This window comes from Nostoc sp. TCL240-02, from assembly GCF_013343235.1.
Lineage (GTDB): Bacteria > Cyanobacteriota > Cyanobacteriia > Cyanobacteriales > Nostocaceae > Nostoc.
On sequence record NZ_CP040094.1, the window covers coordinates 662615 to 677500 of the forward strand.

Consider the following 14886-nt stretch of genomic DNA (forward strand, 5'->3'; position numbering starts at 1 on the left):
AGGGACTTCCCAATTTCTACTTTGCCTTCACCCGCGCCTGCTTCACCATTGCAATGAGAGTTTGATGAGCATCTTCTGCATCTACCAAAACACGATCAAACTGAATGCGAACTGGTACAGCTTCACCATTGACTTGCGCTGTCAAATCCATACCTTGTGCATCAATTGACAACATTTTTGCTGCGATCGCATCTGTTACACCACCAAAAGTTTTAGCATAAAGAACTATGGCATCAGCATGATCGTCATTCATGTGCTGGCAGATGCGCGAACTAATCTCAGCAGAAAAATCCTTAGACATTGTTGAGGTAAAAAGTTATAAATACAGCAGCATTTTAGATTTTAAGCTAACGCGAGTGGAATTTGCTAATTTTCTTTCTTAGCACTAAAGACCATCTACATTACTGTATGTTCATCATTAATAATATTTATTTCTGGAATAATAATTAAATTAAAATAAAACTTAGTTCAGTATTTTTACCTTTCATTACGGAAAGCAGACAGCTTAAACTGTAGCAGAAGTATTAGCCAAACTATTGAAGCTAAGAGACAATGAGCGAAACTAGCCCCAGACGAATAGTAATTGGGGATGTACATGGACATTATGAAGGTTTGATGACTTTGTTGGAGGCGATCGCCCCCATGTCAGACGATCAAATCTATTTTTTGGGAGACTTAATCGATCGCGGGCCTCATAGCTCACAAGTAGTTAATTTTGTCAAACGACATAACTACCCATGTTTGCTGGGAAATCATGAGCAGATGTTATTAAATATTCTGACTGATGAAAGAACTTCCTCCCCGACGATGCAAGCGTGGTTGTACAGTGGAGGGCAAGCTACCGTAGCCAGTTACCACGAGGCTTCAATCCCTGATGACCATCTGGATTGGTTCAAGAGTTTGCCTACATATCTCGACTTGGGGGATATTTGGTTAACTCATGCTGGGGTTGACCCTTCCAAGTCGGTGACAGAACAAACTGCCGATCAACTGTGTTGGATACGAGAGGAATTTCACAGCATCGAAAAACCCTACTTTCCAGATAAGCTTATTATCATCGGTCACACGATTACTTTTACTTTGCCTGGTGTTTCTCCTGGGAAACTTGCACAAGGACAGGGATGGCTAGACATAGATACTGGTGCTTATCATCCCCGGAGTGGCTGGTTGACTGGACTGGATGTAACGAATAACCTGGTTTATCAAGTTAACATTTTTAAAAACTATCTCCGTACCCTCCCTTTAGAAGAAGTTGTAATTACCGTTAATCCAGCCAAAATCAAAGTTGATCGTCGCAATAAGAATTGAATAATATTCGAGATGAGGTGGAGGGAAAGATGTGGAAGATTAGGGAGACAAGGGGAGTAAGCAATTCCCAATTCCCAATTCCCCATTCCCCATTCCCCATTCTCTCAAGACTTTACTAATGGTCGAATATTAGCTTTATAACTAGCATTATCCAACCCATAATTTCCATTACTAGGTTGGGAGTTAATTGCACGTCTGAGGGCATCAATGCGATCGCTAGTTCCGGGGTGTGTACTCAAAAATGTTGGTGCAGAACCCTTTCCAAGCAGCTTTTTCATAAACGAAACCATTGCAGACTGGGCGTAACCAGTGCGTGTCAAAGTTCGTAGTCCTCTTTGATCGGCCTCAAATTCATTGTTACGACTGCGGGGTAAGTCTCGCGCTAACTGGACACCAATTTGCACCGCCGTACTTCGATCTAAGCCTGCTGCTGTTAATAGACCACTTTCGAGCGCTTTTTGTTGCATCTGCTTGACTACGTGTTTCCCACCAATGTGACCAATTTCATGGGCAAGTACACCTGCTAGTTCCGCTTCATTGTCTGCGGTTTTCAGCAAACCCGTATGAACATAGACATAGCCACCCAAGGTAGCAAAAGCATTAATACTGTCATCCTCAACAACCTGAAAGGTATAAGGAAGATTCGGGCGATCGCTATTGACTGCTAAACGCCGACCAACTTGTTCCACATAACGATTAACTTCGGGATTACGGTAAAGTCGCACTTGACTGCCAACTAATTCCTGATTAATCTGCTTACCAAGATCAACTTCTTGGTTAGGGGATATATTAGAAAGCTGAAATGCCTGAACTCCTTGGAGTAGAAGAGGCAAGAAATCTAAAGCTCTTCCAGGTACGGGTGTAATCAGGCACAGGCTCATGGCAACTACCACTGAAATTAAAGGATAAAACCAGCTACGCCGCCACACTCGGTAATTTGCAACAAAAACTTTCCAATTGAACATAATAAGCTCTGAATATTATTTTGGGAGGACATAAAATAATCGGACAAATTATGAGACGGATTTAGAGGATTCTAAGTTGCATTCTTAACTCAATAGCAAATGAGTTGTGATACAGCTAATGCTTACGCAAATCTACCGAATTTTGGTGGACTAGAGATTCCCTCTACAGATAGGCTTAAACACTAGATATTACTTTCTGGGCGCATCAGTCTGAACGGGTAAAAGTTTCAGGGTTAGCTACCACCCCTGCTAACTTACGAAACTCGTGATAAACTGTCGCATAACTGCAACGCCCAGCCGCTTTGAGTTATTACCAAATAGGAAAAATTGCCGTTTTCATCGAAAGCCTTCTTCCTACAATCAATTACTTCGCTATTACCTCGGAAAAATTTTTATGGCTATTTTAGATTCAAAAGGTCGCTTGTTCGGCAAAATCAACCTCTTAGATTTAGGTGCTGCACTGGTAATTCTGCTAGTGATATTCGGCATCTTTGTCTTTCCTGGAACTTCTGGTTCTGTTGCCCAAGTTGGTGCGAAAACAATACCTATAGAAGTAGACTTAGTAGTTCGTGGCTTGAATGTCCGTGACCCTGAGCAATTATTTAACCAAGGTTTAAAAAAAGGTGGAAAGACTAATGTGATTATCCGCAATCAACCTTATGGGCAGATTGAAATTAAATCCATTCAACAGCTACCTAGAACAGTCAATGTTTTCCAACCTGATGGCAGTGTCAAAGAATTACCAGATCCAAAAACCAACAATTTTAGTACAGATTTGCTTTTGACTTTAGACGGTAAAGCCCAGGTTACTGACAATGGACCCGTTCTAGGTAACAGTAAAGTTAAAATTGGAATGCCATTTGAGTTAGAAGGCTTTAACTACAACTTCAATGCAACTGTTATTGATATCAGATTAAAAGACAAATAACATTCATCTGTTCATCTTCAAAAAAGAGGCTGATAAACCGAAGTTACTGTAATCTAAAAAACTTCGGTTTATCAGATTCATTAATCTAAATTTTAACTAATTAGCAGCTCTTGCTTGAAACATTAAATACGTTCCTCCTAATCCTTCTACAATTGTGCGTGTATTGGCAATCATCATTTTCTGATAAGTATCTGCCTCGGTTCCTGGTTCACCAAGCCCCTCAACGTATAACTTCCTATTAGAAATTTTCACTTCAGCAACTTTCGCTACAGATTGAAGTGAATTCTCGTTAGTTGCCGCGTCAGAAAAAATTGTTGAGACTTGAGTTTGTTTAATATTTGCAACCAAATTTTTCATTCGTGTTGCTGTTATGTTTTCGTCAGTACTAATACCTTGTAATCCTGCTGCTAATGGAATATTGTATGCTTTAGCATAATAACTCAGTGCATTAGATGTTGTAACTAACTTACGTTCTTTGGCAGGAATACTCGTAATTCTTGACTTAATCCAACTATCTAGTTGAGTGAGTTCATTTGTAATTTTTTTGGTATTGCTGTTATAAGTTTCTGCATCATTAGATTCTAACTTTCTTAGATTACTATTAATTACCTCCACCATTCTGATAGCATTCTTGGTGTTGTGCCAAAGATGAGGATTAATTAAATTCTTGCCGTCTTTCTGAAATTTCTGTGGCTTAGATACCGCAAGTTGCCCAACGGCTATTTTCGGTACAGTGTTTTTAGTCGCTTTAATTAATTTGATCAGATTTGGTTCTAAATTATAGCCACTATAGAGAATAAGATTAGCTTGCTCAATTGCTCTACGATCTTCCGGCTTTGGTTTATAAGTATGAGGATTGGCACTAGGGTCAATTAAGCACGTCAGGTTAACTGTATTCCCGGCAACTTGCTTGGTTAAATCACATAGTACACTTGTTGTTGCTACAACTTGAGGAAGATTCTCATCTACCGGGGTGGTAGTTTGAGTGAATGCAGTTCTTGCAGCTTGATTTCCACACCCAACAAATCCAATTGTCAAAGCAATAAAAATGGCTCGGAAGGAATTAGTTGATGGTAATTTTTTTGACATCCTCACCTTCTACTGGATATAGAGAAAAAGTAATCATTATTAGTAACGAATTAGTGAAATACCAGGGATAAGCCTTCAACAAGAAGGTTAAGGGAAGAGGGGCAAGCCATCGACTAGGAAAATTGTATAAGGGAAGAGGAATTAATAGACTCTTTCCTTTCCCACTTTCCTTGTCTCCACCGCAAATCCAGCAATTTGAAGCACTGGTAAGGTTTTGCAAGCAAAATGTTAGTGAACTTCACGCTACAGACTGGAAAACTGGTAGAGGTAATAGCACAATAATAAAGGCGATGCTGAGGAACCTTTAATAAGGAGTGTTGTTATCTCACAGGATGTTGAAGGGGCTATGCCATTGTGCTTAGATGCCGCAAAGGTCGCAAATTGACTAGGATTATCAGGTTAAGGAGTGAAACGTAGTAAAACTGGGGCTTTTTAAGCATACGGGTTGATTTCGCAAACCGAGTCATGAATCTAAGGCAATTGTAGCTGTGGTTTTGCCAGGTGTGGGCATATAGTTGTTACAAAATTGGTGAATTGGCGATTTTCTGGTTCATCCCCAAAAAAATCTAAAATCTAAAATTCGTAGTCAAGTATATAGAACAATTCCGCAAAGCTGATATTGGTGAAGATAAACAATGGTAATTTTAGTTATCCTCGTTAATACCCTCATTTCGTTGATACTACTCTATGTGGCTTGGCGAGTGTGGCAACTCAAGCGGCAGCTAGCATACATAGCAGATACGTTAACTCTTTATGAAAGTTGTACTCATACAGTATTAAATAAAGCACCAGAAAATATTTATCTCAGTCAGGAGAATATTTATAACTTACGGCAGAAAAATCAAGCACTAAAAATGCAAATCCAACAAGTGCGACAAATTATCAGTCTACTTTTACAAGGACAGCAAATTTGGCAGCGTTATTTTCGCAGGCTAGAGTTAATATCCAGGAAAAGAAATGTTGCCAAATGAGTTATGTCAAGTTCACATGAACATTTATAATTAGGGCTGACACAAAGGTACAAAGATACAGAGGGAAAGGAACCCAGGGAGTTTTGAATCATAAGTAATTAATGGTTTTAATGTTTAATGAATAAAAGCAACATTTTTGGCTGATATTTTGTCAGGATAGATTAACTGAATAAAATCGGTGAGCCTTACAAGGAGAGAAAACACACCTAAAATAGGTGTAAGGAGAGAAACAACAATATGTCTAATAACCGTTCTGGAGTATTTATTGGCGGTTTGATGCTGGGAGCTACCATCGGTGCTTTAACTGGTTTGCTCGTGGCTCCACGTACAGGGCGCGAAACGCGTAAAATCTTGAAGAAATCTGCCAATGCTATCCCAGAATTGGCAGAAGATTTATCAACGAGTGTGCAAATCCAAGCGGATCGTCTCTCTGCCAGCGCACTACGAAACTGGGATGAGACTTTAGATCGATTACGGGAAGCGATCGCAGCAGGTGTAGATGCTAGTCAGAAGGAAAGCCAAATCTTAAAGCGGCAAACATCACCTGAAGACTCAGATTATCTTCCCCAGCAATTAGAACGCTCATAAATGACATTACCGTGATTGACCCCCTGTTTTGGTTGGGACTCTCCTTACTTCTAGTCGCCACAAGCTTGACTGCGGTTTTAGTGGCGGCCATACCCGCTTTGCAAGAGTTAGCACGCGCTGCTCGCAGTGCAGAAAAGCTATTTGATACACTCTCACGAGAGTTACCGCCCACTCTAGAAGCTATTCGCGTGACTAGTTTGGAAATAACTGACTTAACTGATGATGTTAGTCAAGGTGTCAAAAATGCCAGTCAAGTAGCCAAACAAGTCGATCAAACCCTCGATAGTGCAAGAATTCAGGCTAAAAATCTGCAAGTAGGTACACGCAGCATTTTTGTTGGCGCGAAAGCTGCTTGGAGAAACTTCACACGCCCAAAACCGACGAGGCGAAATAGCGATCGCTTGTCAAGTAATGAACAACCACCACTAACGTTGCGAGAACGAGAAGTGCTAAGGCAAGAAAATCGCCGCATAAACACAGAAGTATACCGTGCTAATGACGGGTACAACGACGCTGCTAACTGGGAAACCAATTTTGATGACGAAGATTGAATTGGGGATAGGGTATGGGAACTAGGAGGGGCTAAGGAAAGAAGCCGGGGAGCAGAGGACAAGAGACAAGGGGGAGAATAAAAATTATCTCTTTCTCCTCTGCTCCCTGCTCCCTACCCCTCTGCATCTTGTGCCCTATTCCCAAAAACGCTTTGCTTTGATCCCTTAGATTAGAGTAAAGTAAACAAGTGTAAAGAACTATCATTTTTCCCGTACTCTTTTAAAACAACTTGTTCACCTCTACCGTTGATATTTGTATAAAAACGTCCATGCAATCTTGTTTTTGGCGACGAATTCTGCTATCTATCGCAGTCTTTTTTCTGGCTGGGTCAATTTGGGTGATGAATTCTCCCCCAGCATTGGCTTATGACAATCCTGAGTTACTCCCTGACACCTTTACCCCAGTTGTAGACTTAGCTAAATCTCTGCCTGTGCTGCAAGAAGAAAAGCTTGTCAAAGATTTAGAACAGTTTGAAGCCGATACAGGCTGGAAACTGCGAGTATTGACCCAGTATGACCGCACCCCAGGCCGGGCAGTTATAAAATATTGGGGTTTGGATGAAAAAAGCATTTTACTAGTTGCCGATTCTCGTGGCGGTAACATCCTCAGTTTTAGCGTCGGGGATGCTGTTTATGAACTTTTACCCAGAACATTCTGGATAGAACTGCAAACTCGCTTCGGTAATTTGTACTTTGTGCGCGAACAAGGCGAAGACCAAGCCATTCTGCAAGCTTTAGAATCTGTTAAAGGCTGTTTACTCAAAGGTGGTTGCAATGTTGTTCCTGGACTACCACGAGAGCAATGGATTCTCACCTTGATTACCTCAGTTATTGGTGGGATAATTTGTGGATTTGCAGCTCAACCCCGCGAGAAAGGACAAGTTTTTGCTTGGCAATGGGCTTTAATTTTCTCACCTTTATGGGGGATCTTATTTATTGCCTTTGGTATTGGGCCAGTGGTGACACGTACAAGCGACTGGCTACCTCTAGTTCGCAATATCTCTGGCTTTATTATCGGTGTCTTGGTTGCCTACTTATCTCCTGTTTTCAGCCGACCTTCTTCTAGTAATGAGTTATAAGTGCTGAGTTAGGAGTTATGAGTTTTTAATTAACTCCTAACTCCTAACTCCTAAATCCCTGAAGCTGATAAGCTGAAAGCTAATATTTAAGAAGCTCAAGAAAAATGGAATGGCACGTAACTGATGCTCAAAGTTTAGCAATCATTGATAATGAAATTGAAAATCATGTATTTTCACCCGCAGAATATGAGATTGTGCGTCGGGTAATATACTCTACAGCTGACTTTGAGTATAAGTCTTTGATTCGTTTCTCTGAGCGTGCCTTACAAGCAGGAGCAGCAGCATTAGCCGCGCGTACCACGATTGTGGTAGATGTCCCGATGGTCCAAGTAGGTATTGCATCTGAGATTCAAAACACCTTTGCTAATCCGGTGTATTGCAGTATGGAAGCTCTGACACGCCCTCAAAAAGAAAAAACTCGGGCAGCATGGGGAATTGAAACCTTAGCAAAGCGTTATCCAGAGGGCATTTTTGTGATTGGTCAAGCGCAAACAGCACTAACAGCACTAGTTGATTTAATTGAGGCTGAGGAAATTAGACCTGCTTTGATAATTGCGACTCCAGTAGGATTTGTCAATGTTGATGAAGCGAAAGGGCGTTTACAAGACTCCTTAGTGCCCCATATTACAATTGAGAGTCGCAAAGGTAATGCAGTTGTAGCAGCTGCGATCGTTGATGGATTGGTAGATTTGGCTTGGCAAGCTTATGGACAAGATGGAAATCGGGGGAGCTAAGAAAGTCGACTCTATTGTATTTTGTATTCAAAAGAGCATTCAAAATCACTGAATATCCTGATATTTTTATTAAGTAGTCCCGAACAAGGAGTCGTTTCTTGTGGTAATTACAGGTTTCAACTTAAGTGCATACTTTGCAGTTCCCTTAGTATTGGGTATTTTGGCTAAGGGAGAAAATATAAAAGTATCTTTAGTTGAAAACGTCCATCAAGTATCCACTAACAATGAAATGATCCTATCCAGTAGCCAGCTAATCAGCATTAGGACGACACCGAAAACATACTATGTTAGTGGTACTGGAAACGACAAAAATAGTGGACTCTCCAATTCATCTCCCTTTAGGACAATTCAAAAGGCAGCAAATTTAACCAACCCTAGGGACACCGTACTGATTATGAACGGAGTGTACAGGAATGCAAGCCCAAATGGGCAGGTAGTATCTATTACTCGCTCTGGAAAAGCAAATGCATGGATTAAGTTTAAAGCATATCCTGGGCATCATCCGAAAATTAAGCACAATGGATGGAATGGAATTTTGATTCACAATGGAGCGTCATATATTGAGATAAATGGGCTTGAAGTCATAGGGAACAATGACAATGTAACCCTTGATTATGCAATGAGTCAGAAAACTAACAAACTAAACCCTCTGACAAATGGAAACTGCATCAATGTGGACGGACGAAAAAATGGTCATACTCACCATATACGTATTGTCAACAACAAGGTACACAAGTGTGGAGGAGCAGGCATTTCAACCATTGAATCAGACTACGTGACAATAAATAATAACGTGGTGTTCGATAATGCCTGGTACAGCGTTTATGGTTGCAGTGGTATTTCGATGTTGAGCAATTGGAATTTTGACAACAATCGGGGATACAAGATGTTTGTAACCAACAACAAGACCTATAACAATCGTATGTTCATCCCTTGGATTGCAGTCGGAAAGATCACAGACGGTAATGGTATTATTATCGATACTTCAAGAAATAATCAGAATAACTCAAAGTTGGGTGTATATAAAGGACGCACTTTAGTTAAAAACAATCTTACATTTAATAATGGTGGTTCAGGTATTCATACATTTTTAAGCGATCGGATTGATATTGTAAATAATACTGCTGTTTTAAATAATCAAAGTCCTGAAATTAAAGATGGGCAAATATTTGCTAATGTATCATCTGATGTCAGGATTTTAAGGAATATTCTTTATGCTTATCCTGGCAAACCTGTTAATAGTAGTAATAAAAACAAAAACGTTATTTATGATTACAATATATACCTTAATCGTTCTAAGGTAAGTATTAAGGGAACTCACGATATTATTGCAGACTTACAGTTTTTAAAAAAGTATCCCACTCTAGAAAAAATATCTGGCAATTGGAAATGGCGACTAGATAAACAAAATCCGCCTATGCAAACTTATGTAGAGCCTGATTTGTTAGGTTTTGCTTGTGGGTCTGTTACCTATCGTTTAAAAGGGAAACTCATCAAAGTGGGATGCTCTCGTTAGCAAACTGATTACATCATCCTGTCTCCTTTACCAAATTTTGGATTTTGGATTGAAAGATTTAAAATTCAAAAAAGTTTAAAGTCTCCGAATTTAAACGCGAGAATAAATTTAAAAATTAAAAATTATTTATTCAAGCCTTAGCATTGACAGCATAGGATCAATCTAAAATCCAAAATTGTTTGACTTCTTTTTCAATCCTCGGCTCTACGACGGCGACGACGCGGTTTTTGTTGTTGGTCTTCACGCAAGCGACGACCGACTTCGTTAAAGAAATCCCGCCGTAGATAAGGATAATCACTAATCCACAGGTCACGACTGGGAATGTATATATCGCTGAATTGTTCAATACTGCTTAAATCTGCACGATTTGACAGCACTACCATTTCGGCAATTTGACCGCGAGTAATAACTTTGTGAGCAGGACGTAATGGTGCTACAAACTCAATGGTAAATCCTGTTTCATCACCTACTTCTAAGTTAATTTGTTTTTCTCGGTTTTCCACAATCACCAGTTCACCTTTGCTGTTGACTGTTTCTTGTTTACCCATCAACTGGTCTGTGATCCACCAATCTAGCACCCGACCACGGAAGAAGCCGCCATACTTATAACGGCGGCATTGCAAATTCCGCATACTTGCTTGAAACACTGGATACCACAGCCAAAAAAAAGCGCTAATTACCCCCAGCACAAATACTATTGAAGCAAACTCAAGTTTAAAAACGACTGTCACAAGCAATACAACAACTACGGCAACTACAGAAATTAATAGCCGTTGCAAAAAATTTGAAAACTTTCCCCAATAGTATTTGTACTGCAAACCAGTGGCAATTAGGGGGATAACTTGTTCAAATTTCTGGCGAGTCAGTGGTACTAACATGAGTGCTGAGTGATGAATGCTGAATAGTGTATTTAAAGTCTAAAGTATCTTTTCTAATCCATATACTAACGACTTTAGCGCTAAGACTTTGCGAATCGCTAGTAGCACTCCTGGCATATAGCAAGCGCGATCGCTCGTATCATGTCGTAAAGTATAAATCTGTCCTGCTGCGCCAAAAATAACTTCTTGATGAGCAATCAATCCTGGCAAGCGCACGCTATGAATTCTAATCCCTTCATCTGCTATACTACCCCTCGCCCCTGGTAATTTCTCCGTCTCTTCTACAAGAGCAGGGTTAAAAGTTTTACCCAATTCTCCTAGTAACTGCGCCGTTTGAATAGCAGTACCACTGGGAGCATCAGCTTTTTGGTTGTGATGCAGTTCGATAATTTCCAGATGGTCAAAATATTTTGAGGCTGCGATCGCAGCTTGTTGCAACAGTACCATCCCAATGGAAAAATTAGGAATAATTAGACAACCAGTGCTAGCTTTGTCGGCAAAGTCTGCCAAGTCTTGAATTTGTTCTGGACTTAACCCAGTGGTGCCAACTACAGGACGAATACCGTAAGCGATCGCACTACGAATATTGTCATAAACTGAATCGGGATGAGTAAAGTCTACAATCACCCCTGGAGGAGATTGTCTATCGCCAGCCACATACCCCAACATCGGTTCCAATTGATTGGTAATTGGCACTTCCAGAGGTTGGCTTAAACCTGCCAATTCTCCAGCGTCTTTATCTTGATGTTCCAAACTGTGGTCAATTGCACCCACTAGTTTTAAGTCAGGCGCTTGTGCCACCGCCTTAATTACCTCACGGCCCATTTTACCAGCAGCACCATTGACGATAACCGGGATAGGAGCTTGATTTGTCATAGGTCGAGAAATACTTTTTGAGCTAACAAAAGAATTGTAAAGACTTTAGCGATCTAGTAGCTAGCTTCTCAAATCTCTGGCTTAATTCCGACTACCTTGATTGATGCAGCTAATCCCTCAGTTTTCTAACTCTAAAGCAGATCGGTTATCATTTTCATTCCACTATCTTAGCCAGTAACCCGTTTTATTTTGCCTATTTCGTTTACCCCATCTCTAAAAAAATCCTATACTCTGACTGATAAGTATTTCTTATGACAACTGTCAGAATTTTTTGTCAAGCCTAGTTGACTATTTGTAATATTTCTGTTAAATTTATTTACATAACTTAGCAATAACTAAACTTAACTGTCTAACTAGTATTAGCTAATAAAAAGAGATTTCGGTATAGCTATATTTCATCGACATTTGGACTTCTCCCATTTACCTCGGCTATCAAGTCGGGGTTTTTTATGTTCTCAATTAGCTCTTTCTTTCTTTAATAATAGTTACTCACCGTTCGCCTAATAGAGAATTAATTTGACGAAATAAGGGATATGTAAAGAAACATGCTTTCCAAAATGTCATCAAAAAAATTGTTTAACAAGCTACAGAAATTCTGTGCTAACACCGAGTCGAAGGGTTATTTGGTTTCGAGCATGAATGCCATTACGCGAACGGTGAGTTACTAACCTCGTTGAAAACCCTTTGCTGGCTTTGCTTGTCCTTTACCCTTTGGTTTAGATTTGTTAACTTCTCCTAAAGCTTCCTGAAATAAATTATGCAAATGTATAGGTACACTGGCAATATCTGGTAGCTCTGGCTCAATCGGTTTGTGGAATTCTTGCAAAAGCACATCCAAGTCGCTTTCAAGGTGAAACTCTGGACGTTGCAGAACTATTTGCAACACATTTTCTAATTGAGTTGGATATTGTTGCGCTAGTCGATGCCAAATAAAGGCATTAATACTTTTATCTTCGAGATAGTAGCGAATTAGTTTTTCCGCCCCTTGAACACTTTGCCAGTCTTCTGCTGATAAGATTGCTTGTACCTTACTATATGTTGGTAAAAACATTTGTCCCCAACGGGGATGAGAAAGAGCCGTTACCTGTTCTGCTTTCTTGAGTTCGGCAGGTAAATCAACCTTTGGCATAACCATTTTGCTATTACCGCTTTTGCTGTTCAACATCTGAGAGACTACATTAGAATCAGCGCCAAACTCTTGTACCGCTGCCTTGATTTCCTCGTCTCCAATGCCAGCGGCTTCTGCCACTTCCGCCAAGGATTTGGAAGTATCAATTCCTGCGGCTGCGAAGGTTTTTTCAGTAATTATTCCTTGAAATTCCGCGATTTTCTTATTAAGATGGTATCCAGATAGGGTGATTTCATCAGTACCAAAAAAGTCTACAAACTGCTGATGATATTGTTCTACTGACTGCCAAGCTTCTTCTAGCAAGTCTGGAGCATCGCTGTAAAGATTACTTTTATAGTTTTCTTTGAAATTGCCGATTGCTACAGCCAGTTTTGGTTTACCTAATTTACCCATTATTGTATAGGGCCCAGACAACATCCAGTAGCTATCGGTAACAGGAGAAATGCGAGTTAGTAAAATTTCTCCTATTTTCAACCGAGATATTGCCTGTAATGTTTGGGTATTATTAGGCTTGACAACGTAGCATTTATCGGTCAACCAGTTAGTCAATTCAAAGCCATCAGGTAGGATGTTAGTAATGGCAAATAAACCAATAAAACTATGATGCCAGCTTTTGATCAGATTGCGATCGCTTTCTTCTAAATCTGGATGGCTTTCGACAAACAACTCTAATGGAGACTTATCACCGACTTTCCCTGCTGTTAGAAAGCTATCAATGATTAAGTCCTGCTGTGTACTATCCCCACTTCCACGGCGCAACTGTTCTGCTGCATAAGTTTCCAGTGCTTGTGCCAGTTCGCCTTCAGCATCAAGGACAAAATCAACTAAGGCTTGTTTTAATTCGTGCGATCGTTCTAATATGACATCCACAAGTTAATCTCTCGGTGCAACAGATGTAGATTATAGCGTTTGAGAGAATTACAGCATCTAGCAATAGCTAGATTTATGGTTGCCTGTACTTAGCAGATTTTACCCAACTCCTGGCTGGGAGCGAAAGAGGAATAACCCTATTTTGTCAATCTCGGATAAATCTAAGGAGTTTTCGACGTTACAGTCAATGAAGTATAGCGTTATCTAAGCTACTGAGGTACACCCAAATATTTTTTCCCAAGCTTTAGTAGCTTAGATAACATATCTCACCATTATCGAGAACCGCTATCAGGTTTTAACCCACTTTCATGAAAGCGGGATTATCCCTTTTAATCTTGTCTTCACATATGACCGTTTTTACGTAAAATTTTTATACAAACATATATCATCTGTATATTTTAAAGTGTGTAATTATTGAGAAAGTGAGGTAAGTGTACCTAACTCGGTAAAATTAAGACAAAAGCTCCCAGTGAATGGGCTACGGTTTAGCTTCTTTAACAAACTAGATATTATTGAGATGCCCGAAAGCTAATGACTGAAGCGATCCAAATCGGTAATCGTACAATCACAGCGAGTGAGCTGATTTCCTTGCTAGGAAATTACCAAATGCTGCCACAGTTGCAGAGAGAATTGATCATCGATGAGGCCATAGAGCAAAATTCACGCTCCGAGAAGATAGCAATAGAGTGTACAGATGAGGAAATAGCCCAAGCCAAACAGCAGTTTTACGTTGAAAAACAGTTCAAAAATGAAGAAGACATCCAGGCTTGGATGACACATCAAGGGCTGACTACCGAACAGCTAGAAGTTATTACAACTCGTAAGCTTAAAATTGAAAAATTCAAGCAAGCCACTTGGGGTAATAAACTGGAATCCTACTTTTTTCAGTCCAAAGCAAAACTGGACAAAGTCATTTATTCCCTACTGCGAACCCAGGATGTGGGAATTGCCCAAGAACTTTACTTCCGAATTCAGGCAAAAGAAAATTCTTTTGCTGACTTGGCGCGTGAATATTCGCTCGGGCCGGAAGCCCAAACTGGCGGCTTAGTAGGTCCGATTGAACTGAATGCATTACATCCGGTAATGGTGCAAATGCTATCTAGCAGTCAACCAGGCCAGATATTGCCCCCTACCCGCATCGCCGAGTGGTTCGTGATTTTGCGGCTGGAAAAATTTATCCCCGCACAACTAGATGAATTTATGAAAGTCCGACTACTGAATGAACTCTTTGAAACTTGGTTACAAGAACAGCAAAAGCAAATCATGTCTGCACCACAAGGGGAGAAGGTCACAGGAGGACAGGGAGAGTGCGATAAACCTTAACGAATCAGAGTATGGGATTGATTCTCAACCTCCCATACTTGGCTTGCATAATTTTGACGACGAAACAGAGCTACTACGAGG

Annotated in this window: 16 protein-coding genes (1 of these 16 running past the window's edge); 9 read left to right on the forward strand and 7 right to left on the reverse strand. The window is 40.3% G+C overall.

From position 1 onward, the window contains the following. Positions 1–16: 16 nt before the first annotated feature. The gene (locus tag FBB35_RS02960) at positions 17–301 is read right to left on the reverse strand and encodes a DUF2470 domain-containing protein (RefSeq protein WP_174708409.1); all 285 of its coding nucleotides are present in this window, start codon (positions 299–301) and stop codon (positions 17–19) included. 251 nt (positions 302–552) lie between these two features. Here FBB35_RS02960 and FBB35_RS02965 point away from each other — a divergent pair, with 251 nt between their 5' ends. Then, complete coding sequence (locus tag FBB35_RS02965) at positions 553–1308, forward strand: metallophosphoesterase family protein (protein WP_174708410.1); 756 nt, start codon at positions 553–555, stop codon at positions 1306–1308. Positions 1309–1412: 104 nt separating this feature from the next. On the opposite strand, the gene FBB35_RS02970 is transcribed toward FBB35_RS02965, so the two are convergent. Continuing rightward, entirely contained in the window at positions 1413–2273 is an 861-nt protein-coding gene (locus FBB35_RS02970) for a M48 family metallopeptidase (RefSeq protein ID WP_174708411.1), read from the reverse strand. 394 nt (positions 2274–2667) lie between these two features. Between FBB35_RS02970 and FBB35_RS02975 the strand changes: the two genes are divergently transcribed. Further along, positions 2668–3201, forward strand: a complete 534-nt coding sequence (locus FBB35_RS02975) for a DUF4330 domain-containing protein (protein WP_114084633.1) — start codon at positions 2668–2670, stop codon at positions 3199–3201. A gap of 96 nt (positions 3202–3297) precedes the next feature. Here the strand turns inward: FBB35_RS02975 and FBB35_RS02980 are convergent, their stop codons facing one another. Continuing rightward, the gene (locus FBB35_RS02980; protein WP_174708412.1) at positions 3298–4290 is read right to left on the reverse strand and encodes a metal ABC transporter solute-binding protein, Zn/Mn family; all 993 of its coding nucleotides are present in this window, start codon (positions 4288–4290) and stop codon (positions 3298–3300) included. A gap of 635 nt (positions 4291–4925) precedes the next feature. Between FBB35_RS02980 and FBB35_RS02985 the strand changes: the two genes are divergently transcribed. From FBB35_RS02985 to FBB35_RS03010, 6 genes are all read left to right on the forward strand, one after another. Further along, a complete protein-coding gene (locus FBB35_RS02985) occupies positions 4926–5261 on the forward strand; it encodes a hypothetical protein (protein WP_174708413.1) in 336 nt (111 codons plus the stop codon). A gap of 237 nt (positions 5262–5498) precedes the next feature. Continuing rightward, positions 5499–5849: a YtxH domain-containing protein gene (locus FBB35_RS02990; RefSeq protein ID WP_174708414.1), complete on the forward strand. Its 351-nt coding sequence runs from the start codon at positions 5499–5501 to the stop codon at positions 5847–5849. Positions 5850–5860: 11 nt separating this feature from the next. Continuing rightward, positions 5861–6400, forward strand: coding sequence for a DUF948 domain-containing protein (locus FBB35_RS02995; RefSeq protein ID WP_174708415.1), 540 nt, complete (start codon positions 5861–5863; stop codon positions 6398–6400). A 269-nt stretch (positions 6401–6669) separates the two neighbouring features. After that, positions 6670–7479 carry a TPM domain-containing protein gene (locus FBB35_RS03000; RefSeq protein WP_174708416.1) on the forward strand — a complete coding sequence of 270 codons (810 nt, stop codon included), beginning with the start codon at positions 6670–6672 and terminating at the stop codon, positions 7477–7479. Between the two features lie 104 nt (positions 7480–7583). Continuing rightward, positions 7584–8213: a precorrin-8X methylmutase gene (locus FBB35_RS03005; RefSeq protein WP_174708417.1), complete on the forward strand. Its 630-nt coding sequence runs from the start codon at positions 7584–7586 to the stop codon at positions 8211–8213. 100 nt (positions 8214–8313) lie between these two features. Beyond that, positions 8314–9729: a right-handed parallel beta-helix repeat-containing protein gene (locus FBB35_RS03010; RefSeq protein ID WP_174708418.1), complete on the forward strand. Its 1416-nt coding sequence runs from the start codon at positions 8314–8316 to the stop codon at positions 9727–9729. Positions 9730–9920: 191 nt separating this feature from the next. Here the strand turns inward: FBB35_RS03010 and FBB35_RS03015 are convergent, their stop codons facing one another. From FBB35_RS03015 to FBB35_RS03025, 3 genes are all read right to left on the reverse strand, one after another. Then, positions 9921–10607, reverse strand: coding sequence for a phosphate ABC transporter permease (locus tag FBB35_RS03015; protein ID WP_174708419.1), 687 nt, complete (start codon positions 10605–10607; stop codon positions 9921–9923). A gap of 39 nt (positions 10608–10646) precedes the next feature. Further along, positions 10647–11483, reverse strand: a complete 837-nt coding sequence (dapB, locus tag FBB35_RS03020; RefSeq protein WP_174708420.1) for a 4-hydroxy-tetrahydrodipicolinate reductase — start codon at positions 11481–11483, stop codon at positions 10647–10649. 664 nt (positions 11484–12147) lie between these two features. After that, positions 12148–13482: a hypothetical protein gene (locus FBB35_RS03025; RefSeq protein ID WP_174708421.1), complete on the reverse strand. Its 1335-nt coding sequence runs from the start codon at positions 13480–13482 to the stop codon at positions 12148–12150. A 531-nt stretch (positions 13483–14013) separates the two neighbouring features. On the opposite strand from FBB35_RS03025, the gene FBB35_RS03030 reads away from it, so the two are divergent. Further along, positions 14014–14805: a peptidylprolyl isomerase gene (locus FBB35_RS03030; protein ID WP_174708422.1), complete on the forward strand. Its 792-nt coding sequence runs from the start codon at positions 14014–14016 to the stop codon at positions 14803–14805. Here the strand turns inward: FBB35_RS03030 and FBB35_RS03035 are convergent. Further along, positions 14802–14886, reverse strand: partial view of a hypothetical protein gene (locus FBB35_RS03035; protein ID WP_174708423.1) — the end only. Its footprint extends 104 nt past the window's final position; only the last 85 of its 189 coding nucleotides appear in the window; its start codon lies beyond the right edge, outside the window — the gene reads right to left on this strand; its stop codon occupies positions 14802–14804. The two genes, FBB35_RS03030 and FBB35_RS03035, sit on opposite strands and share 4 nt — an antisense overlap.